The sequence below is a fragment of the Pectobacterium sp. 1950-15 genome, from assembly GCF_037136835.1.
Classification (GTDB): Bacteria; Pseudomonadota; Gammaproteobacteria; order Enterobacterales; family Enterobacteriaceae; genus Pectobacterium.
Genome location: NZ_JBBBQR010000009.1, coordinates 192,934 through 218,556 on the forward strand (window position 1 = coordinate 192,934; position 25,623 = coordinate 218,556).

The 25,623-nt window shown below is 51.3% G+C and carries 23 protein-coding genes; 11 read left to right on the forward strand and 12 right to left on the reverse strand.

Annotation, left to right across the window (positions count from 1 at the left end):
- The first annotated feature begins 2 nt into the window (after positions 1-2).
- From trmH to WCT94_RS12500, 4 genes are all read left to right on the forward strand, one after another.
- Complete coding sequence (trmH, locus tag WCT94_RS12485; RefSeq protein WP_336869805.1) at positions 3-695, forward strand: tRNA (guanosine(18)-2'-O)-methyltransferase TrmH; 693 nt, start codon at positions 3-5, stop codon at positions 693-695.
- Complete coding sequence (gene recG, locus WCT94_RS12490) at positions 695-2,776, forward strand: ATP-dependent DNA helicase RecG (RefSeq protein ID WP_336869827.1); 2,082 nt, start codon at positions 695-697, stop codon at positions 2,774-2,776. Before trmH ends, recG begins: the two co-directional genes overlap by 1 nt.
- Positions 2,777-2,942: 166 nt before the next feature.
- Positions 2,943-4,331: a nucleobase:cation symporter-2 family protein gene (locus WCT94_RS12495; protein ID WP_336869806.1), complete on the forward strand. Its 1,389-nt coding sequence runs from the start codon at positions 2,943-2,945 to the stop codon at positions 4,329-4,331.
- A gap of 157 nt (positions 4,332-4,488) precedes the next feature.
- Positions 4,489-6,180, forward strand: coding sequence for an AsmA family protein (locus WCT94_RS12500; protein WP_336869807.1), 1,692 nt, complete (start codon positions 4,489-4,491; stop codon positions 6,178-6,180).
- Positions 6,181-6,365: 185 nt separating this feature from the next.
- Here WCT94_RS12500 and fabY read toward each other — a convergent pair whose 3' ends face one another.
- From fabY to typA, 4 genes are all read right to left on the reverse strand, one after another.
- Positions 6,366-7,307 carry a fatty acid biosynthesis protein FabY gene (fabY, locus tag WCT94_RS12505; RefSeq protein ID WP_336869808.1) on the reverse strand — a complete coding sequence of 314 codons (942 nt, stop codon included), beginning with the start codon at positions 7,305-7,307 and terminating at the stop codon, positions 6,366-6,368.
- A 103-nt stretch (positions 7,308-7,410) separates the two neighbouring features.
- Positions 7,411-7,848 carry a D-aminoacyl-tRNA deacylase gene (gene dtd, locus WCT94_RS12510; protein WP_010281657.1) on the reverse strand — a complete coding sequence of 146 codons (438 nt, stop codon included), beginning with the start codon at positions 7,846-7,848 and terminating at the stop codon, positions 7,411-7,413.
- 64 nt (positions 7,849-7,912) lie between these two features.
- Entirely contained in the window at positions 7,913-8,524 is a 612-nt protein-coding gene (yihX, locus tag WCT94_RS12515; protein ID WP_336869809.1) for a glucose-1-phosphatase, read from the reverse strand.
- 160 nt (positions 8,525-8,684) lie between these two features.
- Entirely contained in the window at positions 8,685-10,508 is a 1,824-nt protein-coding gene (gene typA, locus WCT94_RS12520; protein WP_039349771.1) for a ribosome-dependent GTPase TypA, read from the reverse strand.
- Between the two features lie 369 nt (positions 10,509-10,877).
- Here typA and glnA point away from each other — a divergent pair, with 369 nt between their 5' ends.
- The 4 genes from glnA to WCT94_RS12540 all read left to right on the forward strand — a co-directional run bounded on the left by glnA (position 10,878) and on the right by WCT94_RS12540 (position 15,254).
- A complete protein-coding gene (glnA, locus tag WCT94_RS12525; RefSeq protein ID WP_336869810.1) occupies positions 10,878-12,287 on the forward strand; it encodes a glutamate--ammonia ligase in 1,410 nt (469 codons plus the stop codon).
- Positions 12,288-12,502: 215 nt separating this feature from the next.
- Positions 12,503-13,552 (forward strand): nitrogen regulation protein NR(II), encoded by a 1,050-nt coding sequence (gene glnL, locus WCT94_RS12530; protein WP_005968247.1) that lies wholly within the window; start codon positions 12,503-12,505, stop codon positions 13,550-13,552.
- An 8-nt stretch (positions 13,553-13,560) separates the two neighbouring features.
- A complete protein-coding gene (gene glnG / locus WCT94_RS12535; protein ID WP_010281648.1) occupies positions 13,561-14,973 on the forward strand; it encodes a nitrogen regulation protein NR(I) in 1,413 nt (470 codons plus the stop codon).
- Positions 14,974-15,116: 143 nt separating this feature from the next.
- Positions 15,117-15,254 carry a YshB family small membrane protein gene (locus tag WCT94_RS12540; RefSeq protein WP_010281646.1) on the forward strand — a complete coding sequence of 46 codons (138 nt, stop codon included), beginning with the start codon at positions 15,117-15,119 and terminating at the stop codon, positions 15,252-15,254.
- A 53-nt stretch (positions 15,255-15,307) separates the two neighbouring features.
- On the opposite strand, the gene WCT94_RS12545 is transcribed toward WCT94_RS12540, so the two are convergent.
- From WCT94_RS12545 to yihI, 3 genes are all read right to left on the reverse strand, one after another.
- Complete coding sequence (locus WCT94_RS12545; RefSeq protein WP_336869811.1) at positions 15,308-15,556, reverse strand: hypothetical protein; 249 nt, start codon at positions 15,554-15,556, stop codon at positions 15,308-15,310.
- Between the two features lie 73 nt (positions 15,557-15,629).
- Positions 15,630-17,003 (reverse strand): oxygen-independent coproporphyrinogen III oxidase, encoded by a 1,374-nt coding sequence (hemN, locus tag WCT94_RS12550; protein WP_336869812.1) that lies wholly within the window; start codon positions 17,001-17,003, stop codon positions 15,630-15,632.
- A 326-nt stretch (positions 17,004-17,329) separates the two neighbouring features.
- Positions 17,330-17,884 (reverse strand): Der GTPase-activating protein YihI, encoded by a 555-nt coding sequence (yihI, locus tag WCT94_RS12555; RefSeq protein WP_336869813.1) that lies wholly within the window; start codon positions 17,882-17,884, stop codon positions 17,330-17,332.
- A gap of 176 nt (positions 17,885-18,060) precedes the next feature.
- On the opposite strand from yihI, the gene yihA reads away from it, so the two are divergent.
- Positions 18,061-18,696 (forward strand): ribosome biogenesis GTP-binding protein YihA/YsxC, encoded by a 636-nt coding sequence (gene yihA, locus WCT94_RS12560; RefSeq protein WP_015842306.1) that lies wholly within the window; start codon positions 18,061-18,063, stop codon positions 18,694-18,696.
- Between the two features lie 205 nt (positions 18,697-18,901).
- Here yihA and WCT94_RS20830 read toward each other — a convergent pair whose 3' ends face one another.
- The 5 genes from WCT94_RS20830 to WCT94_RS12580 form a co-directional block, all read right to left on the reverse strand.
- Complete coding sequence (locus WCT94_RS20830) at positions 18,902-18,949, reverse strand: spot 42 RNA, inhibition of DNA synthesis (protein ID WP_071892919.1); 48 nt, start codon at positions 18,947-18,949, stop codon at positions 18,902-18,904.
- A 162-nt stretch (positions 18,950-19,111) separates the two neighbouring features.
- Complete coding sequence (polA, locus tag WCT94_RS12565; RefSeq protein WP_336869814.1) at positions 19,112-21,901, reverse strand: DNA polymerase I; 2,790 nt, start codon at positions 21,899-21,901, stop codon at positions 19,112-19,114.
- 377 nt (positions 21,902-22,278) lie between these two features.
- Positions 22,279-22,902 carry a thiol:disulfide interchange protein DsbA gene (dsbA, locus tag WCT94_RS12570; protein ID WP_336869815.1) on the reverse strand — a complete coding sequence of 208 codons (624 nt, stop codon included), beginning with the start codon at positions 22,900-22,902 and terminating at the stop codon, positions 22,279-22,281.
- A gap of 24 nt (positions 22,903-22,926) precedes the next feature.
- Entirely contained in the window at positions 22,927-23,913 is a 987-nt protein-coding gene (locus tag WCT94_RS12575; RefSeq protein WP_336869816.1) for a serine/threonine protein kinase, read from the reverse strand.
- A 78-nt stretch (positions 23,914-23,991) separates the two neighbouring features.
- On the reverse strand, positions 23,992-24,261 hold the full coding sequence (locus WCT94_RS12580) for a YihD family protein (RefSeq protein WP_005968263.1): 270 nt from the start codon (positions 24,259-24,261) through the stop codon (positions 23,992-23,994).
- Positions 24,262-24,474: 213 nt separating this feature from the next.
- Here WCT94_RS12580 and mobA point away from each other — a divergent pair, with 213 nt between their 5' ends.
- Together mobA and mobB are read left to right on the forward strand one after the other, a co-directional pair.
- On the forward strand, positions 24,475-25,053 hold the full coding sequence (gene mobA, locus WCT94_RS12585; RefSeq protein ID WP_336869817.1) for a molybdenum cofactor guanylyltransferase MobA: 579 nt from the start codon (positions 24,475-24,477) through the stop codon (positions 25,051-25,053).
- Positions 25,043-25,564 carry a molybdopterin-guanine dinucleotide biosynthesis protein MobB gene (mobB, locus tag WCT94_RS12590; RefSeq protein ID WP_336869818.1) on the forward strand — a complete coding sequence of 174 codons (522 nt, stop codon included), beginning with the start codon at positions 25,043-25,045 and terminating at the stop codon, positions 25,562-25,564. Before mobA ends, mobB begins: the two co-directional genes overlap by 11 nt.
- Positions 25,565-25,623 lie beyond the last annotated feature (59 nt).

Here is a 25,623-nt window from a genome sequence, read left to right on the forward strand (position 1 = left end):
TCATGACCCCTCAACGTTATGCACGCATAAAAGAAATGCTCAACTGCCGTCAGCCCGATCTGACGATTTGCATGGAGCAGGTGCATAAGCCCCACAACATTTCTGCCGTTATCCGTACCGCGGATGCCGTCGGTGTGCATCAGGTTCATGCGATTTGGCCCACCAGCCGGATGAAAACGCTGGTTTCCTCCGCCGCAGGCAGCAATAGCTGGGTTCAGGTGAAAACTCATCGCAATATCGGTGATGCAGTCGGCCATCTGAAAGCAGAAGGCATGCAGGTTCTGGCGACCAATTTGTCTGAGCACGCGGTCGATTTTCGGGAGATTGATTACACCCGCCCGACCTGCATTCTGCTCGGACAGGAAAAAACCGGGATTACTGCCGAAGCGCTCAAGCTGGCCGATCGGGACATCATTATTCCGATGACTGGTATGGTGCAATCGCTGAATGTCTCCGTAGCCTCGGCGTTGATCCTGTATGAAGCGCAACGTCAGCGCCAAATCGCCGGCATGTACCAGCGTGAAGACAGCCCGCTGAATGAAGAAGAGCAGCAGCGTCTGCTTTTTGAAGGGGGCTATCCGGTACTGGCGCGCGTCGCAAAACGTAAAGGGCTCCCTCGTCCTTATATTGACCATCAGGGTCAGATTGTAGCGGATACCCCGTGGTGGGCCGCGATGCAATCGTCGGAGTGCTGATGAAAGGCCGCCTGCTAAACACCCAACCGCTGAGCACACTCGCTGGCGTGGGTGCCAGTCAGGCAGCGAAACTCGCGCGACTCGGGCTCGAAACCGTGCAGGATCTCCTGCTGCATCTGCCTTTACGCTACGAAGACCGCACGCACCTTTACCCCATTGGCGACCTCCTTCCCGGCATGTATGCCACCGTGGAAGGTGAAATCCTACGCAACGACATCACCTTTGGCAGCCGTCGCATGTTGACCTGCCAAATCAGCGATGGCAGCGGTATGCTGACCATGCGCTTCTTCAATTTCAATGCGGCGATGAAAAACAGTCTCGCGCCAGGACAACGCGTTACGGCTTATGGCGAAATCAAGCGCGGCAAAATCGGCGCGGAAATCATCCATCCTGAATACCGTGTTCAAGGGGATAATACGCAGGTTGAGCTACAGGAATCACTCACGCCGGTTTATCCCTCCACGGAAGGTATTCGTCAGGCAACGCTACGCAAACTCACCGATCAGGCGCTGGAGTTGCTCGCCGCCAACCACATCGATGAGTTACTGCCTGAATCCCTGAGCCGTTCCCTCATTAGCCTGCCGGATGCGCTGCGCACGTTACATCGTCCCCCACCGGATATGCAGCTCAGCGAGCTGGAACACGGTAAGCACCCAGCGCAGCAGCGGCTGATTATGGAAGAATTGCTGGCGCATAACCTGAGTATGCTCGCCGTACGGGCCGGGGAGCAGCGACATAAAGCCTCGCCGCTACAGGCTCAAGACGCCCTGAAGCAACGCCTGCTCGCCGCGCTGCCGTTCAACCCCACTCAGGCGCAAGAACGTGTCGTGGCCGAGATTGAAGCGGATATGGCAAAAGACTTCCCAATGATGCGTCTGGTGCAGGGCGATGTGGGCTCAGGGAAAACGCTGGTCGCCGCGCTGGCTGCCTTGCGTGCCATTGCTAACGGCAAACAGGTCGCGCTGATGGCGCCCACAGAGCTATTGGCCGAACAGCACGCCCATAATTTCCGCCAGTGGTTTGAACCGCTGGGGCTTGAAGTGGGCTGGCTGGCTGGCAAACAGAAAGGAAAAGCGCGTCAGGCACAGCAGGACGCTATCGCTAACGGCCAGGTTTCCATGGTGGTCGGGACGCACGCCATTTTCCAGCAGCAGGTGAAATTCAACGGGCTAGCACTGGTTATCATTGACGAACAGCACCGCTTTGGCGTGCATCAACGCCTTGCGCTGTGGGAAAAAGGCGAAGAACAGGGCTTTCACCCTCATCAATTGATTATGACCGCCACACCGATTCCCCGCACGCTGGCGATGACGGCCTACGCCGATCTGGATACGTCCGTCATTGATGAACTGCCGCCGGGCAGAACGCCCGTCACCACGGTCGCCATACCGGATTCACGCCGCAGCGATATCATCGAGCGCGTGAATAGCGCCTGCCAGCAGGAAGGTCGGCAGGCCTATTGGGTGTGTACGCTGATCGAAGAATCCGATCTACTGGAAGCGCAGGCGGCAGAGGCCACCAGTGAAGAGTTAAAGGCTGCGCTGCCGAATCTCAAGGTCGGATTGGTTCACGGCCGCATGAAAGCGCAGGAAAAGCAGGCGGTGATGCAGGCTTTCAAACAGGGCGAGCTGCAACTGCTGGTGGCGACCACCGTCATCGAAGTGGGTGTGGATGTACCGAATGCCAGCCTGATGATCATCGAGAACCCGGAACGTTTGGGTCTGGCACAACTGCACCAGTTGCGTGGGCGCGTCGGACGCGGCGCAGTAGCGTCTCACTGTGTACTGCTCTACAAAACGCCAATGAGCAAAACCGCACAGAAACGGCTTCAGGTTCTACGCGATAGCAACGATGGCTTTGTGATCGCTCAGCGCGATCTGGAAATTCGCGGGCCGGGCGAGTTATTAGGTACGCGGCAAACCGGTAATGCCGAGTTCAAAGTAGCCGACCTCCTGCGCGATCAGGATCTGATTCCGCAGGTGCAGCGCGTTGCGCGCCATCTCCACGAGCACTACCCCGAACATGCCATTGCGCTAATCGAACGCTGGCTACCCGAGCGCGTACGCTACACCAACGCCTAATCGCAGCAGCGCATTCTTCATTTTCCCTAAAAGTATCCCGTTAAATAATAAGGCTTTGCTTATCAGACAAAATTCATATCGAAAAGATGAGTTGGCAAACGTTTGCTTTCGACAAAGAGATCATTAAAATGCGCTCTTTGTCGTTTCAGGAACGCCAACTTACATCATGACTACCACCACGGAAACGCCCCAAACAGAAGCCGCTACCGCACCTCAGCGCAGTGAACTCATCTATCGTCTTGAAGACAGGCCGCCGCTGCCGCAAACGCTGTTCGCCGCCAGCCAGCACCTGCTGGCCATGTTTGTTGCGGTGATTACCCCCGCGCTACTGATCTGTCAGGCATTAGGTTTACCCGCTCAGGATACGCAGCGCATCATCAGCATGTCGCTTTTCGCTTCCGGTCTGGCCTCTATTCTACAAATTAAAACCTGGGGCCCTGTCGGTTCTGGTCTGCTATCTATTCAGGGCACCAGCTTTAACTTCGTGACGCCACTGATTATGGGTGGACTGGCACTGAAGAATGGTGGTGCAGATGTTCCCACCATGATGGCGGCGCTGTTCGGTACGCTGATGGTCGCATCCTTCACCGAAATCATTCTTTCACGCTTCCTGCATTTAACCCGCCGCATCATTACCCCACTGGTTTCCGGCATTGTGGTGATGATCATTGGTCTGTCGCTGATTCAGGTCGGCCTGACCTCTATCGGCGGCGGCTATGCTGCGATGGGCAATAACACCTTCGGTGCGCCTAAGAACTTATTGCTGGCAGGTGTGGTGCTGCTGGTTATTATTCTGCTGAACCGCCAGCGTAACCCCTACCTGCGCGTCGCCTCGCTGGTCATCGCCATGGCGGTGGGTTATCTGGGTGCCTGGCTGATGGGCATGCTGCCGGAAAACACATCCTCGCAACACGATACGGCCATCATGGTGCCAACACCGCTGTATTACGGTTTAGGCTTTGACTGGAACCTGCTGATCCCACTGATGCTGGTCTTTATGGTGACGTCGTTAGAAACCATCGGTGACATCACCGCGACCTCCGACGTGTCTGAGCAGCCAGTCAGAGGCCCACTGTACATGAAGCGCTTAAAAGGCGGCGTGCTGGCAAACGGTCTGAACTCTTGCCTTTCCGCCGTATTCAATACCTTCCCTAACTCTTGCTTTGGCCAGAATAACGGCGTCATCCAGCTTACCGGTGTTGCCAGCCGCTATGTGGGCTTCGTGGTTTCACTGATGCTGATAGCACTGGGGCTGTTCCCTGCCGTTAGCGGATTTGTACAGCATATTCCAGAGCCGGTTCTGGGCGGTGCCACTATCGTGATGTTTGGTACGATCGCCGCGTCCGGTGTGCGCATTGTGTCCCGTGAGCCGTTGAACCGTCGCGCAATCATGATTATTGCGCTGTCGCTGGCCGTTGGCCTTGGCGTATCGCAGCAGCCGCTGATTCTGCAATTTGCGCCGGATTGGATTAAAACGTTACTGTCTTCCGGTATTGCCGCTGGCGGGATTACCGCAATCGTGCTGAATTTGGTTTTCCCTCACGAAGAAAAATAGCGCCAGCCCGCAATAATTTCTGTTCAGTTCATGTAAAAGCGAGCGGTGATGCAACACCGCTCGCTTTTTACTGTCTGTAACAGCATTACCTATTGAGCCTTCAGGGAAATTGCGGCATAAGAACAGTTCTCCCTGACGATTGGCATGGACTGACACGATGAAATTTATCGGGAAATTATTGCTGACCCTACTGCTACTGGCCTTTTTAGCGCTGGTAGTCGTGTACGTATTACTGCAAACCAGTTGGGCGGCAGGCTGGGTAAGTAATTGGGTAAACCAGAACACCGACTACCAGTTGTCACTGGGCAAAATCAATCATGACTGGTCAACAGCCGATCATATCCAACTCACCGATGTCAGTTTTGGTCAGAAAAACCAGCCGCCGACGCTCACCGCCAAGCAGGTTTCAGCCGGCTTTAGCGTGCGTCAGATTACCGAACCACATCATTTCGCCAGCCTGGAACTGGAAGGTGGTACGTTAAATCTTTCCTCACAGGCCGCCACACTCCCTATCGAAGCCGATGTGCTACAGCTGCGTACGATGGCACTGCAGGCAAAGGACGGCGATTGGCGTCTGAATGGCCAACAAATCAACGGCGGCATCATGCCGTGGCAACCCGAGGCGGGCTATCTACTGGGCAAGCAGGGGCAGTTCCAGCTCAGCGCTCGTTCACTCGAACTTAACGACATTCCTGCCAGCCAGGTCTTGGTTCAGGGCGAAATCAACCATAATCAGCTGATTTTGAGCAACTTCGGCGCCGATGTTGCTCAAGGGCAGCTAACGGGCAACGCCAGCCGCGCAGAAGACGGAAGTTGGCAGATCGGTAACCTGCGACTCAGCAATGTCCGTTTGCAAACACAGAGAACGCCGGAAGCCTTCTGGCAGCCCGTGACCGAGCTGCCTTCTGTTACGGTCAACCGCTTTGATCTGATTGATGCCCGTATTGAAGGGCCGGGATGGGCGTTTATCGACCTGGATGTTGCCCTGCAAAATGTCACGTTTAAGCAGAATGACTGGCAGAGCGAAGGCGGAACGCTGTCGTTCAATGCAACCGACATTGTGAACGGCAACATGCACCTTATCGACCCTATCGTGAATCTGGATTTGTCACCGGCAGGCGTTAACATCAAACAGTTTTCCACACGCTGGGAAGGCGGTTTACTGCGAACCAACGGCAACTGGCAACGTAGTAATCGACGCTTACAGCTGAACGAATTTGTTGTCGCCGGGATGGAGTACACACTCCCCGGCGACTGGCGTCAGCGGTGGCAAGCGACGCTGCCATCATGGCTGGAAGAAGTGAATGTGCGAAAATTCACGGCCAATCGCAACCTGCTGATCGATATCAACCCGGATTTCCCGTTCCAGCTCACTGCGCTGGATGGCTACGGCAGTGATTTGCTGTTAGCACGTGACCACCAGTGGGGAGTCTGGACAGGATCGTTGAATCTTAATGCCAGCGACGCGACGTTCAATAAAGTCGATGTGCGCCGCCCTTCACTGGCACTGGTAGCCAACGATAGCCAGATCGCCATTAACGAACTCAGCGCATTTACGCAAAATGGCATGCTGGAGGCTAAGGCGACCATCAGCCAGCAACCGGCACGCAATGTCTCCCTGTCGCTGACGGGGCGCGCTGTGCCACTGGATATTCTGATTCGCTGGGGATGGCCAGAACCCGCAACCGCACCGACAGGCAACACGAATCTGCAATTGCAGTTGAATGGGCGGCTTGCTGCCGATACACCACTGAAGCCGACGCTAACTGGCATGCTACAAGGTGTGGATAGCAACGACCATCCGATAAGGCAACAAATGCATCAGGGGGCTGTGACAGAAACGCAATAACGATTACGTTTTCAAAACACGGACGGGCAAAACAGACGCAGCAACATAGCGTGCTGAAACGACAGGGTAACCCCCGTGAAAATCATGGGGGTTACTATGACAAGATGCGGGTATCACGAGGTGCTGCTGGCTGGTGCCGAGGGTGATTTACTAACAGAAAGCGCGTCATACAACTCAACCATGAATTAGTCCGCTTCCGACCCGCCTGCTTCCAGTGGCGCATCCGGTTGAGCTGGCAGCACAATATAGACCCCTTCAAATAGCGCCCCTTTATTGTCATCACCGAACAACTCGACGTTTAACTGCACGCGCGCCTTACGCCCACGCGCCAGACGATCCAGATCGCCACTCAGCGACCCTAAGTCGGCAATAGCACTCGGCCGACCACTCACCGGCGTGCTGTAACGAATGTGCGCATCCGCCAGAATAATCGTTCCGCCGAGGTGCCGCTCACGCAGCAGCAGCCAGATCAGTCCCCAACCGGTGAGCGTAGCGAGAGAAAACATGCTGCCGGCAAAAAGCGTATGGTGCGGGTTCTGATTGCCCGTTTCAGGCATGGTGGTGATAAATTTCTTCCCGGTGTACTGGCTTATCCGCACCCCCATCTTTTCACTCAGAGGGATGTGCTCATACCAGGCCTGTTGCAACTGTCCGCACCAGTCAGGGCGGTGCAAAATATCATCCAGCGTCGCCACTGGTTTGATCATCAGAAAGTGCCGCACAGGCGTTGTTTGTGGCGCAGTGATTTCGCCCTGGTTAACAAAACCCAGCTTGGAGAAGAAATCCATTGCGTCTTCACGGGCGCTACAGACCACGCGTTTGACGCCTTCCTGACGCGCCACGGACTCCAGGGTAATCGCAAGCAACGTGCCTAACCCTTTCCCCCGCACATCCGGGTGAACCGCTAAAAAGCGGATTGCCGCTTCATTATCCGCGTTAATGGAAAGACGGCCTATCGCGACCAGCCTTCCCTGCTCATCCACCACGGTTTGGTGATGTGCCAGAGCATCATAGGCATCGCGCTCGGAGCCTAACGGCTGGCGCAAAGGTTTACGCAGCATTTCCCAGCGGAATTGATAGTACGCATCCAGTTCTTCTGCGCTTTCAGGTACTCTCAGATGATACATAACCCTTCCTCTATACCGAGATGCCTTATTGCATCAGGGTTCATAAGATCAGACCGCTGACAAACGGATACACAGCGCGATAGCGGCAACGGTGCCTGCAACATTATGTCTGTAGCCAGAACGTCACCGGACCGTCATTCACTAATGCCACTTTCATATCCGCCGCAAACTGCCCAGTTTCTGTGTGAACGCCCTGCTCACGACACTGTCCGACAAAATACTGATAGAGGCGATCGGCCTCCGAGGGATGTGCACCGCGAGAAAACCCAGGCCGCATGCCACGCTGCGTATCAGCCACCAGCGTAAATTGCGAAACCACCAGCACGTTGCCGCCAGCCTGACGAACATTGAGATTCATTTTCCCGTCATCGTCACCGAATATGCGGTAACCCAACACACGCTCGCAGAGTCGCGTGGCTTTTTGTTCGTCATCGCCCTGCTCAACGCCCAGCAAGATCAGCAAACCTTTATCGATTTCCCCAACCACACTGCCTTCTACCGTAACGCTGGCGCTGGATACTCGCTGAATTAGCGCAATCATAAAACCCAACTACTCCTGATGTCATCATTCCCAATAGAGGCCGTGTCCGCCCCTGCGATATAAATCATGCTTTAGCTGTCGTTGCCTGCATGGCAAAAAAATCCGGCACCACCTGACGATCGGTCACCAGAATGCTGTGAATGCCCAAACTCTGTGCGGCATCGACGTTCGCGGCATTATCGTCAAAAAAGACAGCCTGCGCTGGCGTAACGCCTTCCTGCGTCAGGACATACTGATAAATCGCCAATTCTGGCTTACGTAATCCAATGTCTTGTGACAGATAGACCCTGTCAGCCGCTGCCCCCACTTCCGGGAACAATGCCGGCCAGTGTGAACAATGGAGGCGATTAGTATTCGACAAAATCACCACGCGGTGTCCTTCTTGACGCAGGCGCTGCATGATGTCGATAACCTCAGGGCGCAACGCCACAAAAATAGCCAGCCAGCCAGCGGTGAATTGCTCGAAGCTCAGGGCGATGCCCATTTCCTGACACAGCCTGGTCGCAAATTCCTCATCGCTGATCTCGCCCCGCTCATGCTGTTCAAACGCTTCGCCCATGACGAAACGTTCTTGCAACGTCGCGAGTGGCGCACTGCTCAGATTACTCCAGACGCCTAATACTCTTTTGAAATCAATATCGATGACGACATTACCCAAATCAAAGATATACAGCATGGCAGCCACCTCCTGACGTAATCGTAGGATTTTCACTGTAGCGGGAAATGGCGAAACTGAACAGGGAGGAAATATAAGGAAAGGTTAAAGTGGAAGAAAGCGCATAAAATTCAGGGCACCCGAAGGTGCCCTGTTGCGTAACATACAAATCCGTCTGAAATTAGACGTCTTTGCTGCCGCGGCTAGCGCGTTTACGATCGTTTTCGGTCAGGTGACGCTTACGAATACGGATAGACTGTGGCGTAACTTCAACCAGTTCGTCGTCATCAATGAACTCCAGCGCTTGTTCCAGAGACATTTTGATCGCCGGAACCAGCGTGGTTGCTTCGTCAGTACCTGATGCACGCATGTTGGTCAGTTTCTTACCGGTCAGACAGTTTACTGTCAGATCGTTAGAACGTGAGTGAATACCGATGATCTGGCCTTCATACACTTCTGCACCGTGTCCGAGGAACAGCTTACCGCGATCTTGCAGGCTGAACAGCGCAAACGCGACGGCTTTACCCTGACCGTTAGAGATCAGTACGCCGTTCTGACGCTGGCCGATTTCACCCGGACGCACGTCATCGTAGTGGCTGAACGTGGAGTACAGCAGACCTGTACCAGACGTCATGGTCATGAATTCGGTACGGAAACCGATCAGACCACGAGCAGGAATCAGGTAATCCAGACGGATACGACCCTTGCCATCTGGAATCATGTCTTTCACATCACCTTTACGCTCACCCATGGCTTGCATGACTGAACCCTGGTGCTGTTCTTCGATGTCCAGCGTCACGTTTTCAAACGGCTCTTGGTTACGGCCGTCGATAACGCGGTTGATAACTTTCGGACGTGATACAGCCAGTTCAAAACCTTCACGACGCATGTTTTCGATCAGAACCGACAGGTGCAATTCACCACGGCCAGAAACGCGGAACGCATCGGCATCTTCGGTTTCGTCAACGCGCAGGGCAACGTTGTGTACCAGCTCTTTGTTCAGACGCTCCAGAATCTGGCGCGACGTAACATACTTACCTTCTTTACCGCAGAATGGTGAAGTATTGACGTTGAAGAACATGGTAACGGTAGGTTCATCGACGCTCAGTGCTGGCAGCGCTTCGACATTCTGCGGATCGCAGATGGTGTCGGAAATGTTCAGCTCGCCCAGACCAGTGATCGCGATGATATCGCCTGCTTCCGCTTCAGCCGCGTCGATACGCTCCAGACCCAGGTGAGTCAGAACTTTACCGACTTTACCGTTACGGGTTTTGCCTTCGCTATCAACAATAGTCACTTGTTGGTTAGGCTTAACTTTACCGCGCTTGATACGGCCGATACCGATAACGCCAACATAGTTGTTGTAGTCCAGCTGAGAGATCTGCATCTGGAACGGCGCATCCATCTCAACCTGAGGAGGAGACACGTGATCGACAATCGCCTGATACAGCGGGGTCATATCTTCCGCCATGTCGGTATGGTCGAGACCCGCGATACCATTCAGCGCAGAAGCATAAATGATCGGGAAATCCAACTGCTCGTCAGTCGCATCCAGGTTCACGAACAGGTCGAATACCTGATCGACAACCCAGTCAGGACGCGCGCCAGGACGGTCAACTTTGTTGATAACCACAATAGGTTTCAGACCGTTGGCAAATGCTTTTTTGGTCACGAAACGCGTTTGCGGCATCGGGCCATCCATCGCATCAACAACCAGCAGTACCGAGTCAACCATCGACATTACACGCTCAACCTCGCCGCCGAAGTCGGCGTGTCCCGGGGTATCTACGATGTTAATGCGGTAGTCTTTCCAATTAATGGCGGTATTTTTTGCGAGGATGGTAATTCCACGCTCTTTCTCCAAATCGTTGGAGTCCATTACACGCTCGGTTGCTTCGACACGTTCACCGAACGTTCCGGATTGTTGCAACAGCTTGTCAACCAGGGTGGTTTTCCCATGGTCAACGTGCGCAATAATGGCGATGTTACGCAAATTTTCGATCACAGCTTTGCCTCAGGCATTTAGAAATAGCGCGCTATTGTACACGTATTAATCGAGGGACTAAACAAGATCACAAGCATCTATGATAAACAACCTAGAGCTGCCTGCTTTGTGATCCCTTTCACGGTGCAAAAGCGCTACAAGCGAACACGAATGCACTAAATAAGTGCAATAATTCACATATGGAGCACCATTTTGGTGCTTTAGACTATAATGGTGCAGTGGATTTCCGTGAGAAAGCCCCAAGTAGCAACACATTGCACACATTTAAAAAGTTGGCACACTTTTAGCTTTAGTCTACTCACGGCAACAACATCAATCCACAACGATATTCGTTCCACGACGATAAATGACCAATCGGGAGAACCAAGTATGTCCGCAGAACATGTTTTGACGATGCTGAATGAGCACGAAGTGAAGTTTGTTGATTTACGCTTCACGGATACTAAAGGTAAAGAGCAGCACGTCACCATTCCGGCTCATCAAGTCAATGCCGACTTCTTCGAAGAAGGTAAAATGTTTGATGGTTCCTCGATTGGCGGCTGGAAAGGTATCAACGAGTCAGACATGGTTCTGATGCCCGATGCCAGCACCGCGATGATCGATCCGTTCTTCGAAGATTCTACGCTGATCATTCGTTGTGACATCCTCGAGCCAGGCACGATGCAAGGTTATGACCGCGACCCGCGTTCTATCGCGAAACGTGCGGAAGATTTCCTGCGCTCTTCTGGCATTGCCGACACCGTACTGTTCGGGCCAGAGCCAGAATTCTTCCTGTTCGATGACATCCGTTTCGGCAGCAGCACTTCCGGTTCTCACGTTGCGATCGACGACGTCGAAGCTTACTGGAACTCCGGTAAAGAATACGAAGGCGGTAACAAAGGTCACCGTCCAGGTCTGAAAGGCGGCTACTTCCCAGTTCCACCTGTCGACTCAGCACAGGACATCCGTTCTGCTATGTGTTTGACCATGGAGCAAATGGGCCTGGTTGTTGAAGCTCACCACCACGAAGTGGCAACTGCTGGTCAGAACGAAGTGGCTACCCGCTTCAACACTATGACCAAAAAAGCTGACGAAATTCAGATCTACAAATATGTCGTGCATAACGTAGCTCACGCTTACGGTAAAACTGCGACCTTCATGCCAAAACCTATGTTCGGTGATAACGGTTCTGGTATGCACTGCCACATGTCTCTGTCCAAAGACGGTACTAACCTGTTCGCTGGCGACAAATACGGCGGCCTGTCTGAACTGGCTCTGTTCTACATCGGCGGTGTTATCAAGCACGCTAAAGCTATCAACGCCCTGGCGAACCCAACCACCAACTCCTACAAGCGTCTGGTCCCAGGCTACGAAGCCCCAGTTATGCTGGCTTACTCTGCCCGTAACCGTTCTGCTTCAATCCGTATCCCAGTGGTTGCCAGCCCGAAAGCACGTCGTATCGAAGCGCGCTTCCCGGATCCAGCAGCGAACCCATACCTGTGCTTCGCCGCACTGCTGATGGCCGGCCTTGACGGTATCATCAACAAAATTCACCCTGGCGATGCGATGGACAAAAACCTGTACGACCTGCCGCCGGAAGAAGAAGCAGAGATTCCAAAAGTTGCAGGTTCTCTGGACGAGGCCTTGGCTGCACTGAACGAAGACCGCGAGTTCCTGACCCGTGGTGGCGTGTTCACCGACGACGCTATCGAAGCGTATATCGAACTGCGTAAATCTGAGATTGACCGCGTTCGCATGACGCCGCACCCAGTTGAGTTCGAACTGTACTACAGCGTTTAATAACGACAGCGTTTAATCTACTTCGGTGTGGTTGGGTGTGCTGATACCCGACCATGACCGATAAACAACAGAATACTAATAATTTTGTTTTTGTTGCCGTGGAAACGCTTCAGCCCATCTTCGGATGGGCTTTTTTCACCATCGGCATTGGCCGTTGCGACGTAACATCCATCATTCACACTACAATGCACCACGACGGTGCGGGAGTCTGCGTTATGGCAACAGGCACGCTGCCCGATGCTGGGCAGATCCTAAATTCTCTGATAAACAGCATCTTATTGCTGGATAACGATCTAGCGATTCACTATTCCAACCCGGCAGCACAGCAATTACTGGCACAAAGCTCGCGTAAATTATCCGGCACACCGCTGCCCGATTTGCTGGGATACTTTTCTCTGAATATCGATTTACTGCGTGAAAGTCTGGATTCAGGGCAAGGTTTTACGGATAACGAAGTCACCCTCGTTGTGGATGGTAAAGCGCACATCATGTCGCTCACCGCTCAGCGGGTACAAAACGATTTTATCCTACTGGAAATGGCGCCGATGGATAACCAGCGCCGCCTCAGCCAGGAACAGCTTCAACATGCACAGCAGCAGGCCGCCCGTGATTTAGTCCGGGGCTTAGCGCATGAGATAAAAAATCCGCTTGGCGGATTACGTGGAGCCGCACAGCTGCTCGCGAAAGCCTTGCCCGATCCGGCGTTGACAGAATATACCAAGGTCATCATCGAACAAGCGGATCGCCTGCGTAATCTGGTCGATCGCCTGCTCGGGCCACAGCAGCCCGGCCTGCACGTCACACAAAGCATTCATCAGGTCGCCGAACGCGTTTGCCAGCTCGTTTCACTGGAAAAGCCAGATAACGTGACGCTGGTGAAAGACTATGACCCCAGTCTGCCAGAGCTGACGCACGACCCTGACCAGATTGAACAGGTACTGCTGAATATTACCCGTAATGCGCTACAGGCGCTGGGTGAGGAAGGCGGGACGATTACGATACGTACCCGCACAGCTTTTCAGCTCACGTTACACGGCGTGCGTTATCGCCTCGCCGCCCGTATTGACGTAGAAGATGACGGCCCCGGCGTACCCGCTCAACTACAAGACACCCTGTTTTACCCGATGGTAAGCGGGCGCGAAGGGGGAACCGGTTTAGGGCTTTCCATCGCCCGCAGTCTTATCGACCAGCACTCCGGTAAAATTGAATTTAACAGTTGGCCAGGACATACCGAATTCTCGGTTTACCTGCCCATTCGCCAGTGAGGTTCACAATGCAACGAGGGATAGTCTGGATTGTCGATGACGATAGCTCCATCCGTTGGGTGCTTGAGCGCGCGCTTGCTGGTGCGGGTTTAACCTGCGCGACGTTTGAGAACGGAAATCAGGTATTGCATGCGCTGGCGACACAAACCCCCGACGTTTTGCTGTCCGACATCCGCATGCCGGGGATGGATGGATTAGCGCTCTTACAGCAAATCAAGCAGCGCCACCCGATGCTCCCGGTCATCATTATGACGGCGCATTCCGATTTGGATGCCGCCGTCAGTGCTTATCAACAGGGTGCGTTCGACTATTTGCCGAAGCCGTTCGATATTGATGAAGCCGTTGCGCTGGTTGAGCGCGCGATCAGTCATTATCTGGAACAGCAGCAGCCAGTACGCAGCCAACCGATCAATGGCCCGACAACGGATATTATCGGCGAAGCGCCCGCGATGCAGGATGTCTTTCGCATCATTGGCCGCCTGTCTCGCTCGTCAATCAGCGTGCTGATTAACGGTGAATCGGGAACCGGTAAAGAGCTGGTGGCACACGCCCTGCATCGCCACAGCCCGCGTACCAAAGCCCCTTTTATCGCGCTGAATATGGCCGCCATACCCAAAGATCTGATCGAATCAGAACTGTTCGGCCATGAAAAAGGCGCGTTTACAGGCGCAAACCAGATTCGTCAGGGCCGCTTTGAACAGGCCGATGGCGGAACACTATTTTTGGATGAAATTGGCGACATGCCGCTAGACGTACAAACACGTCTGTTGCGCGTATTGGCAGACGGACAGTTTTACCGTGTCGGCGGCTATGCAGCGGTGAAAGTGGATGTCCGTATTATCGCGGCAACGCACCAAAATCTTGAGCAGCGCGTGCAGGAAGGCAAGTTCCGTGAGGATCTATTCCACCGCCTGAACGTGATCCGGGTTCATTTGCCACCGCTGCGTGAGCGTCGGGAAGATATCCCCCGTCTGGCGCGTTATTTCTTGCAGGCTACCGCCAAAGAACTGGGCGTCGAACCGAAGAATCTGCATCCAGAAGCGGAAACAGCACTAACCCGTTTACCGTGGCCCGGCAACGTGCGCCAATTGGAAAATACCTGCCGCTGGTTGACGGTCATGGCCGCTGGTCAGGAAGTGCTGATTCAGGATCTGCCGCCTGAACTGTTCGAGACCACCGCGCCGGATTCCACCGTGCATATTCTGCCGGACAGTTGGGCCACGCTGTTGGCACAATGGGCCGATCGCGCGCTGCGCTCCGGTCATCAAAACCTGCTGGCGGAGGCCCAACCGGAAATGGAAAGGACGTTGCTGACAACGGCACTGCGACATACGCAGGGGCATAAACAGGAAGCGGCAAGATTGTTGGGATGGGGTAGAAATACTCTGACGCGTAAACTAAAAGAGCTGGGAATGGAGTAGCAAGATTGCTTTTTTATTGCTCAATTGTTAACAAGCAAACTGGTGATAAAAAATACAATCTGGCGCACGAAATTGTCATTAATTTGTCCTTTACTTGCCTCGAGTCAGCAGTATGATCGTGTCGCTGATTCGGGAGGAACACCATGCTGGACTCATTGATTTCCGCGGCAACACTTTCAGTTGCAACACATGGCGCTGAAATTGGCTCCGCGGCAAGCCACTCGCCGCAGGCTGCTATTGCTGCCGTTTTGTGTGCCGCACTGATTAACTTTTTTAGTTAATCCTATAAACGTTCAAGAACAGCCAGTCGGAGATAATATCGACTGGCTGTTTTTTATTTACGTTTTTCAGCGTCCACATCAGCTGGCATGCCAGCCACTTTCAGGTCAGGATGCATCGCTTCAATTTCTTTAATCAGCTTATCGAATACGTCCACAATCCCATTACCTACAATGCCACGAAATTTCTTGTGCTCGTCTTCAGGCACTTTGCCCTGTAATGCCTTAACCTCGTTATACATGAGGTTAGCGAGGCTAAGTGCCTTATCCCTATATTCTCTGGCAATCTCTTTATCTGAAAACATGCGATCTCCTTGTCATTAAAGCCTTTTCTCCTCCCGGAATAGCCACATATCTCCAGTAAGGCGCTTTCAGGAGCTAAATCACGCGGGAAAACTGCTGCGTTCTGAGCTTGCTACGCAGATAGACGTCAAAGCACATACAGATATTGCGGATCAGCAAACGTCCTTTCGGCGTCACCACCAACCCATCTTCCTGACTCTCCACCAACCCATCAGCCACCAGCGGAGCCAGCAACGCTAAATCCTGCTCAAAGTAGGTTTTAAAATCGATCGCATATTCTGCTTCAATCGGCGCATAGCTAAGCTGGAAATTACAAATGAGCGTCTTAATCACATCGCGGCGAAGGCAGTCGTCACGCGTCAATTGTAACCCGCGCCACAGGCCATTTCCTTTGTCTTTGACCTGCGCATAATACTGCTTCAGCTCTTTCTGGTTCTGAGCATAGCTATCACCGATCATACTAATCGCTGACACACCCATCCCAAGCAGATCGCTATCGCCCTGCGTCGTATAGCCCTGGAAATTGCGATGCAGTTTCCCTTCTCGCTGTGCTACCGCCAGCTCATCGTCCGGGCGGGCAAAGTGATCCATGCCGATAAACTGATAGCCCGATTGCGTCAGCGATCCAATCGTCTGTTGCAGAATATCCAGCTTTTGCTCGGCGCTCGGTAAATCCGCTTCTTTAATCTTGCGCTGCGCGGCGAACAGGCTGGGTAAATGCGCATAGTTAAAGACGCTCAGCCGGTGCGGGCTTAATTCCGCAACGCGCTGTAGCGTAAAGGCGAAACTTTCCGGCGTTTGCTTCGGCAGGCCGTAAATTAAATCGATATTGGTTGAGGTGAAGCCCAACGCCTTTGCCCGCTCAATAAGAGCAAAAATAAAGTCTTCATCCTGCTCGCGATTGACCAGCTTCTGCACGTCTTTATTAAAATCCTGCACACCCATGCTCAGGCGGTTAAACCCTTCGGCACGCAAATGATCGAGGACGTCCAGCTCAATTTCTCGCGGATCGACTTCAAGCGACAGCTCTGCCTGCGCGGAAAAAGAGAACAGCTCACGCAGCAGCGACATCAGTCTACTGATTTGTGCTTTATTCAGGTAGGTTGGCGTACCGCCGCCCCAATGCAATTGCGTCACCGTTCGTCCGGCGAATAGCGGCGCACGCTGGCGAATTTCCTGCTCCAGCACATCAAGGTATTCATCCGCTTTATGCTGCTGACGCGTAACCAGCTTATTACAGCCGCAGAAATAGCACAGCCGATGGCAAAAAGGGATATGGATGTACAGCGACAGCGGTCGCTGAGGATAACGGGCGATGGCCTGCTGAAACGCCGGCTCATCGTAAGCTTCACTGAATTCTAACGCTGTGGGATAAGATGTATAACGCGGCCCAGAATAGTTATATTTTTGAATCAGGGCCAGATCCCAGTCAACGGACGGTATCGACATATTCGCTCACTCCTTCCAGTTTTTACTCGGTGGGTTATCCTTCCCCTCCTTCAGATCGCCAAAAATGGCGCTCAAAAACGTTTCCTACGTTTTGCTACTCGTCTCATCCTTGAGACTCGCCCTAAAGGGCCGTCACGTTGTGACGTTCAAAAACGCTCCCGGCGTTTTTGTCTTGGGCGTAGGCGTCGCATCGGGTTCATGCGCCCGTTAAACAGGGCGCGGTGCAACCGGTGCTTACGCTTCGATAATAGCCATAGTTTACTGAACAGATAGAGCAGATAAAACGCAACCAGCAATATCAGGAGCAGAAACAGCCATTTCATTGATTAGAACGCGTCTTTTGGGTTATTACGTTTCAAAAGCTGCAACATATCTTCCTGTTGCTCTTCTTCGTCATCATCACCCAGCTCAATGCCAAGCTCTTCCATCAGGATATCGATACGATCCAGCGTTTCATCAACCCATGACTGATCTTTGGCGCTCAGCGTTTCACCGCTATCCAGACGATCCAATAAGGCATCCAGACGTGAATCGTTTTCTAACATTTCCAGCTCTTCTTCCGGAGACATTGTCGGTTTGGCAGCAACCACTTTCTCCACAGGCGCAGAAGGCTTCGACTTAGGCTTAGGTTTCGCAACGGCGCTGTCTAACACGCCAAGCTGTACCGGCTTCTTACTACCAATACGCGGATCGGCTACTTTACGCTGACCAGAACGCTGATCGGTGGATGCTTTTTCCTGAGTTCGGCTGCCTGCCGCGTGACCACGATGCTTTTTATCTTTCTTACGCTCACGCGCTTCGCGCTCTAACTCTTCGCGAGTCTTTCTTTTTACTTTGGGTTTTCCTGCCTTATCGGCAGCCCCTTTGACAGGTCGGTTCATAATGTTGTTCTCAGGTACACAGATATAAGGGAAGTGCGGCGGAATCTAGCAGAAAGCCCAAGAATAAAAAAGCGTCCACATCAGACGGCTGAGCTTTGAGGCAGATAAACCCGCCTTTATTGTCAGTTACAGGTATAATCCCCAACCAGACAGAGATCCAGATAGAGATAACCATCGTGACCCAGCAATATAACTACCACATGACGCGTTTTATCATCAGCGCCCCGGATATTCGCCATCTGGCAACAGATAGCGGTATTGAAGTGGCCTTTGCTGGGCGCTCTAACGCCGGAAAATCCAGCGCGCTGAACACGCTGACCAACCAGAAGAACCTGGCTCGAACCAGTAAAACACCGGGCCGTACCCAGTTGATCAACCTGTTCGAGGTGACCGACGGCGTGCGTTTGGTCGATCTCCCCGGCTATGGCTATGCCGAAGTGCCGGAGCAAATGAAGATCAAATGGCAACGTGCGCTCGGTGAATACCTGCAAAAGCGCAACAGCCTGAAAGGTCTGGTTGTGCTAATGGATATTCGCCATCCGCTGAAAGATCTCGATCAGCAAATGATTCAGTGGGCAGTCGATGTCGAGCTTCCAGTCTTAGTGCTGCTGACCAAAGCCGATAAGCTGGCCTCTGGCGCACGTAAGGCACAGTTGAATATGGTTCGCGAGGCTGTCTTGCCATTTATGGGTGATATTCAGGTCGAAGCGTTTTCATCACTGAAAAAACTCGGTGTCGATAAACTACGGCAGAAGTTAGACAACTGGTTCAGCACGTTGGAACACGCTGAAGAAGAACAAGAAGCAGAATAATCCTTTCGCGTGGTGCAGAGTATCATCTGCTCGCATCACGCCCCACTTTCCCGCAATGATCGCCCACCAGAGACGTTCTTTTCACACTCGAATTCGTGAAGACACCTTGCTACCCGTCACATAGCTATCGCCGTTTTGAGGGTAAAAAACCTGGATAAGGCCCATAAAAAACGCCCCGCTCAAAACTGAGCGGGGCGGCTAATATTCAGCCAAATCCGATTACGTGAAGTAAAAGGTCTGAAAGATAGAACATCTTACCTCTGTACCCTACGTCTTTAACTCTACCCTATTTTTTCACGGGAACAAAGGATTTTTTGTTGTTTACTTTCATAGAAAATGGTTATCGATTACACAAAGTTAAACCAGGTCACACAATACTGTTATTTAATTACAGAAATAGCACAAGAATCGGCCATTAATGTGCTTCATCCCAGTTCATGCCCGTACCAATGTCAACCTGCAGCGGGACATTCAATTCCATACAACCTTCCATTAATGCTTTGATTTTACTAATGGATTCTTCAATGACCGAATCGTGGATCTCGAAAACCAGTTCATCGTGAACCTGCATGATCATTTTCACCTGCGGCGCGTCTTTCTGTAGCCAATCGTCAATCGCGATCATCGCTTTCTTAATAATGTCAGCAGCAGTGCCCTGCATCGGGGCGTTAATCGCTGCACGCTCCGCACCTTTACGCGCCATCGCATTACGAGAATGGATGTCTGGCAGGTAGAGACGGCGACCATCCAATGTAGACACATAGCCATGTTCCGCGGCCTGTTGGCGTGTACGCTCCATGTAATCCTGCACACCTGGGTAGCGCTCAAAATACAGGTTCATGTATTTCTGCGATTCGCTACGGGGAATATTCAACTGACGCGACAGACCAAACGCGCTCATGCCGTAGATCAAACCAAAGTTGATCGCTTTCGCACTGCGACGCTGTTCTGATGTCACCTTATCCAGCGCAGTGCCAAACACTTCTGACGCCGTTGCCCGGTGGATATCCAGTCCGTTCGCAAACGCGTTCAACAGCCCTTTATCACCGGATAAGTGCGCCATGATACGCAGTTCGATTTGCGAGTAGTCCGCCGCCACAATGCTGTAGCCCTTCGGCGCAATGAATGCCTGACGAATACGGCGCCCTTCGTCATTACGCACCGGGATGTTTTGCAGGTTAGGATCGCTGGAAGACAAACGCCCGGTCGCAGTGACAGCCTGGTGATAAGACGTATGCACACGCTTCGTCGCCGGATTGATCATCAGCGGTAGCTTATCGGTGTAAGTAGATTTCAGCTTGGCCAAGCCACGATATTCCAGGATCAGCTTCGGCAGAGGGTAATCCAGCGCCAGTTCGGCCAGCACTTCTTCATTAGTTGACGGGGCGCCTTTTGGCGTTTTCTTCAGAATCGGCAGCTTTTGCTTTTCATACAGAATACCCTGTAGCTGCTTGGTCGATGAGAGATTGAACTCTTCGCCCGCCAGCTCATACGCTTGTGTTTCCAGCTCCGCCAAACGGGTTGTCAGCTCTTTTGAGTGCTCCGCCAGAATCGCAGGATCGATCAGCACGCCTGTACGCTCGATGCGGGATAAAACCGGCACCAGCGGCATATCGATAGTCTGGAAGACCTGACACAGGTCGACATGCGGCTGCAGTTTCCCCCACAGCTTCTGATGCAGATGCAGCGTGACGTCCGCATCCTCGGCCGCATAAGGCCCAGCCTGTTCCAGTGCGATCTGATTAAACGTCAGCTGATTTTTCCCCTTACCCGCGATCTCTTCAAAGGTAATGGTTTTGTGGTTCAGATAGCGTTCGGCCAGACTATCCATATCGTGGCGACCCGCCACACTGTCGAGTACGTAGGATTCCAACATGGTGTCAAACGCGATACCGCGCAAATCAATGTCGTACCGCTGCATCACGCCTTTATCAAATTTGAGATTCTGACCAATCTTAAGCAGCTTCTCATCTTCCAGTAGCGGCTTGAACAAGGCCAGTACCTTGGCGCGCTCCAACTGTTCCGGCGCATCCAGATAGTCATGCGCTAATGGCAAATAAGCCGCTTCACCTGGCTTAATCGCAAATGACAAACCAATCAGATTGGCGGTGAGCGTATCCAGCCCATCGGTTTCCGTATCAAAAGCGAAAACCTCAGCCTGTTTTAGACGCTCAATCCAATCGAGCAGCGTTTTCTCATCAAGAATCGTGACATAACCGTCGGCAGAAAGCGCAGGAGCATCACCCTCTTCAGCAGCCTGCTCAACCACCGTCTTGCTCACAGCCTGGACAGGCTGGCTGCTTTTTTTACCTTCCAGCCAGGTACCGGATTCAACATCTGATAACCAGCGTTTAAATTCATAACGGGAGAAGAGACGATGCAGCTCATCCACGTCCGGCTCATTAACGGTAAGCTGCTCGCTGCTAAGATCCAGCTCAACATCCGTTTTAATGGTGGCGAGCTGATAAGAGAGGTAGGCCACGTCTTTATGCTGTTCCAGCTTCGGCGCCATGGTTTTCGCACCACGGAAAGAAAGCTCGGCAATTTTATCCAGATTGGCATACAACGAATCCAGCCCACCGATCCCTTGTAACAGCGCCTGTGCCGTTTTTTCACCCACGCCGGGTACGCCGGGAATGTTATCCGACGCATCTCCCATCAGCGCAAGGAAATCGATAATCAGCTCAGGGGGAATACCGTATTTATCACACACTTCCTGTGGGCCAAGAATGGTGTTATTCATGGTATTAATGAGCGTCACGCTTGGCGTCACCAGCTGTGCCATATCTTTATCGCCGGTACTGATCAGCACTGGCTTACCTGCTTTTTCTGCCTGAACGGCGAGCGTGCCGATTACATCGTCCGCTTCTACACCGGAAACGGCCAAAAGCGGCAGCCCCATCGCTTTCACCATGTTATGCAGAGGCTCTATCTGTTCGCGCAGATCCTCCGGCATAGGTGGGCGATGAGCCTTATAGTTTTCGAACAGCTCATCGCGAAACGTTTTCCCTTTCGCATCAAAAACAACGGCAACATGGCTGGGCTGATATTGCAGCAGCAAACTGCGTAGCATATTCAGTACGCCATACATTGCACCGGTTGCTTCTCCCGCACTATTTGTTAGCGGTGGAAAAGCGTGATAAGCACGATACAAATAGGATGAACCGTCTACCAGTATTAAAGGGTTTTCTGCAATCTGAGCCATAGCCTGCCGTGATCGTTGTTGTCTGTCATGGCGCTAAGCATGCCATAGGTCAGGGAAAGAGACGATCCTTAACGTAAGATATTGGCTGATTTTGCATGGATCCTCGCACGATCTTCCTGTGGATAACTTTGTGAATAGTTTTATCCCGTTAATTATTAATTTCTTCTGTTATCTTACGGTGTTTTTTTATATTCATTAATTTCATGTAGTTATAATATAAATTGTTTATTTTTGAGACATGACAAACCGTCATCCAATTTGTGGATATAAATAAACAGATAAATAGCTATTGTAGGTTAGGGAGATATAAAGATAAGAAGGTGAACAGCAAAAAGGTATACAGTCATGCGGTTTTACCCGCATGACTTATTAAATAATTACTTTTTAGTAAGGAGGAAATTCACAACGTCAGCATACTGTTTGGCATAATTATCCATTGAACTGGTATCAAGGCCATCGCTTTTTATCATGTATTTGCCGTTCACAAACACAGCCGGAACGCCTCGCAATTGCAAATCGGCAGCCGCTTTTTCCTGTTGTGCAACCAGAGATTTCACCACAAAACTATTCAATGCACTGTCGTAGTCTTCCGCTTTTACACCCGCAGCGACAAAAACCTGACGAATGTCTTGAGGTTGTTTCACCGTCTGAGTTTTTTGGACAGCATCAAACATCAGTGGAGAGACTTTGTCTTCTACTCCCAAGGCAATTGCCACCGCCCAAGCCTGGGTCAATTCCTTACCTAACTGCCCCAGAAAATCGACATGGTACTTTGTTAATTTCGCATCAGCCGGAAGGGATTTCTGAATAGTATCAGGAATATGGTAAACCTGAGAAAACTGGTAACAATGTGGACAATAGAATGAGAAGAACTCCAACACCTGAGGGGATTGAGTAGCAGGTTTATCCAACGTAACATACTGCTTACCATCAGAAAAATCAGCAGCAGACGCACTAAACGCAAACACAATGCCAGCAAGCACAAGCCATAATTTTTTCATAAATTTAACTCTCTCCATTTAATTTCAGTACATTGGCATTAGCTGCAAAGGAGGTTCCTGTAACAGCTGAGTTTGCCCAATAAATATTGCCGTTTGCTTCAACCAAAAATCAGCATCCGTCATCCAGGGGAAATTTTTTGGAAAAGCAGGATCTTCCCAGCGACGAGCCACCCAGGCTAAATAATAAATCTGTCGCATCGCACGAAGCGGTTCAATCAGTGCGAGCTCTTTCTCATGAAATTCCGCAAATTCGCTATAGGCTTCTAACAAGATATCCAGTTGAATACGTTGTTCACGACGGTCACCGTGCAACAGCATCCATAAATCCTGTATTGCCGGGCCATTGCGGGCATCATCCAAATCTACAAATAGCGGACCATCACGCCACAGAATATTTCCTGGGTGACAATCCCCATGCAAACGCAGTGGTCGCCAATCGCTGTGCCAATAAGTTTCAACTGTATCAATCAGTTGACGAGTTGCCTGTAAAAAATCATGTCGATGTATTTGCGGTATGAGCGGACATGTTTCCAACAGCCGATAAGGTTCATGCAGATATTCATTTACCCCAATCGTCGGGCGCTCGGTGAATAACGCTTTCTGCCCCGTCTGGTGAATCCGGCCAAGAAAACGCCCGACCCACTCAAGTTGGTCTTCATTATCCATTTCATACTGCCGACCACCCACGCTGGGGAATACGGCAAAATGAAATCCTTCATAGACGTTCAGAGTCTGACCATTAAGCAAAATGGGCGCGACAATAGGGACTTCATCTTCTGCCAACTGCTGGGCAAAAATGTGCTCTTCCTGAATCTGCGCTGTGCTCCACCGTTCCGGGCGATAAAATTTCACCACGAAGCGTTTACGATCTTCATCCGCAAACTGATACACCCGATTTTCATAGCTGTTTAGCGCCGTCAGGCCGGAATCAACACGCAGCCCTACATCCAGCAAGGCATCCATGATCAGATCAGGGAACAGCGTCTGGAAATTAAATACCGAACTATTCATCACAGCCACAACGGGTCAGAGACAACATAAAAGATACGCGTGCAATAGTTAGCATCATGAACGTGTTATTCCTTTCCACTAGTCTTTAATCACTCCCCGGGCACGAAGCAAAGCGGTCTTAAAATCCTCTTCATAGTCTTTCTTCAAACCAGGAATGACTTGTTCTTTATCTGCATCACGCATTTTTAGATGGTAAATAAGGATATCATCAGTCAGTTCATTTAACTGCCCCTCGAACCCCGCCTCCTGTGCAAGGTTTTGTAAAAATTGCACTAGATTTAAATCGGGTTCTTTTTGCCAGGCTGGGTGCAGTAACTCAATCAACTCATTAACGCGATGACATTTCATTTTTTTCTCCTTAAAAACGATTTGTACTCAATAAATTTCAATATGCAGAAAGCTACTTAAGCGATATTGAGCATATAGTGATAAAAATAACAGCCTTGTGTACATGAGGAAAGAACTTGGTCTTCTGCGAAAGTTTTCAGAGAATAGCGTGGAACTTATCCCTCAAAAGCTTTCAGAATAAAGAAAAGTGGGTATAGATACTTGGAAAGTAAAATGATTACAGGCGTTATTCTCGCAGGCGGACGTGCAACGCGTATGGGCGGAAACGATAAGGGGCTGATAACACTGAATGGTCGGCCGCTATATCAACACGTTCTCTCTCGGCTTAAAGCACAGGTCGACGAGGTTATTATCAGTGCCAACCGCAATCAGGCTATCTATGCACAAAGTGGATGCCAAATTATTCACGACTTTGATACAAGCTTTCCTGGCCCACTGGCAGGTATTCTAAGCGGATTACATGCCTCTATGTCCGAATGGGTAGTATTCGTCCCCTGCGATGTACCAACTTTCCCTCTCGATTTAGTACACCGTTTGTGGCAAGCGCGAGGGGAAGCCAATGCGGCTTATGCCACTGACGGAGAGCGTCCACATCCCACATTACTCTTAATCAATAAAAATCTTATTGAAATACTAGAAACCTATCTGCATGTCGGAAATCGTAAGCTGATGCTATTTATGGAACAGGTTGGAGCAAAAGCCGTTTCATTTAACGATCAGCCTGAGGCCTTTCGTAATCTGAATTCACCTCAAGACTTATCCAATTGGGAGGATCAACACAGTGGTTTCTAATCATCTCCCTTTACTTGCTGTTGCTGCTTATAGCGGTACAGGTAAAACAACATTACTTAAACACGTCATCCCTTTGCTGATTAATCATGGCGTTAGAATCGGATTAATTAAGCACACGCATCACCAAATGGATATTGATACACCAGGTAAAGATAGCTATGAACTGCGTAAAGCAGGCGCGGCGCAAACCATCGTTGCCAGCAATCAAAGATGGGCATTAATGACGGAGACCCCAGAACAGGAAGAACCCAATATTTACGAGTTGGTGGGGAAAATGGATGCCTCGACCCTCGATCTGATACTGGTTGAGGGCTTTAAACATGAAAAGATCGCTAAAATAGCCTTATTTCGCCAATCGTTGGGCAGAGAATTAAGTGACTTGATCGATGAATATGTTATCGCGATCGCAGCGGATACAGAGATAGACACCATACTTCCGGTACTTGATATCAATCAGCCGGAACAGGTTGCTAATTTTATTCACCAATGGCTTCAAAATGGCCGTAGATAACCTGCTGCGCGCGCAACACCTTATCACCAGTCTGTTACCCAAAACACACCAAATTTCCC

Excerpts from the sequence above, each read along its gene's own strand:
- WCT94_RS12500 (WP_336869807.1), top strand. The coding sequence starts at position 4,489 with ATGAAATTTATCGGGAAATTATTGCTGACCCTACTGCTACTGGCCTTT.
- mobA (WP_336869817.1), top strand. The coding sequence starts at position 24,475 with ATGATTACAGGCGTTATTCTCGCAGGCGGACGTGCAACGCGTATGGGC.
- glnG (WP_010281648.1), top strand. The coding sequence starts at position 13,561 with ATGCAACGAGGGATAGTCTGGATTGTCGATGACGATAGCTCCATCCGT.
- glnL (WP_005968247.1), top strand. The coding sequence starts at position 12,503 with ATGGCAACAGGCACGCTGCCCGATGCTGGGCAGATCCTAAATTCTCTG.
- WCT94_RS12545 (WP_336869811.1), bottom strand. The coding sequence starts at position 15,556 with ATGTTTTCAGATAAAGAGATTGCCAGAGAATATAGGGATAAGGCACTT.
- yihI (WP_336869813.1), bottom strand. The coding sequence starts at position 17,884 with ATGAACCGACCTGTCAAAGGGGCTGCCGATAAGGCAGGAAAACCCAAA.
- hemN (WP_336869812.1), bottom strand. The coding sequence starts at position 17,003 with ATGTCGATACCGTCCGTTGACTGGGATCTGGCCCTGATTCAAAAATAT.
- glnA (WP_336869810.1), top strand. The coding sequence starts at position 10,878 with ATGTCCGCAGAACATGTTTTGACGATGCTGAATGAGCACGAAGTGAAG.
- fabY (WP_336869808.1), bottom strand. The coding sequence starts at position 7,307 with ATGTATCATCTGAGAGTACCTGAAAGCGCAGAAGAACTGGATGCGTAC.
- WCT94_RS12580 (WP_005968263.1), bottom strand. The coding sequence starts at position 24,261 with ATGAAATGTCATCGCGTTAATGAGTTGATTGAGTTACTGCACCCAGCC.
- yihX (WP_336869809.1), bottom strand. The coding sequence starts at position 8,524 with ATGCTGTATATCTTTGATTTGGGTAATGTCGTCATCGATATTGATTTC.
- dsbA (WP_336869815.1), bottom strand. The coding sequence starts at position 22,902 with ATGAAAAAATTATGGCTTGTGCTTGCTGGCATTGTGTTTGCGTTTAGT.
- dtd (WP_010281657.1), bottom strand. The coding sequence starts at position 7,848 with ATGATTGCGCTAATTCAGCGAGTATCCAGCGCCAGCGTTACGGTAGAA.
- WCT94_RS12540 (WP_010281646.1), top strand. The coding sequence starts at position 15,117 with ATGCTGGACTCATTGATTTCCGCGGCAACACTTTCAGTTGCAACACAT.
- WCT94_RS12575 (WP_336869816.1), bottom strand. The coding sequence starts at position 23,913 with ATGAATAGTTCGGTATTTAATTTCCAGACGCTGTTCCCTGATCTGATC.
- trmH (WP_336869805.1), top strand. The coding sequence starts at position 3 with ATGACCCCTCAACGTTATGCACGCATAAAAGAAATGCTCAACTGCCGT.
- recG (WP_336869827.1), top strand. The coding sequence starts at position 695 with ATGAAAGGCCGCCTGCTAAACACCCAACCGCTGAGCACACTCGCTGGC.
- polA (WP_336869814.1), bottom strand. The coding sequence starts at position 21,901 with ATGGCTCAGATTGCAGAAAACCCTTTAATACTGGTAGACGGTTCATCC.
- WCT94_RS12495 (WP_336869806.1), top strand. The coding sequence starts at position 2,943 with ATGACTACCACCACGGAAACGCCCCAAACAGAAGCCGCTACCGCACCT.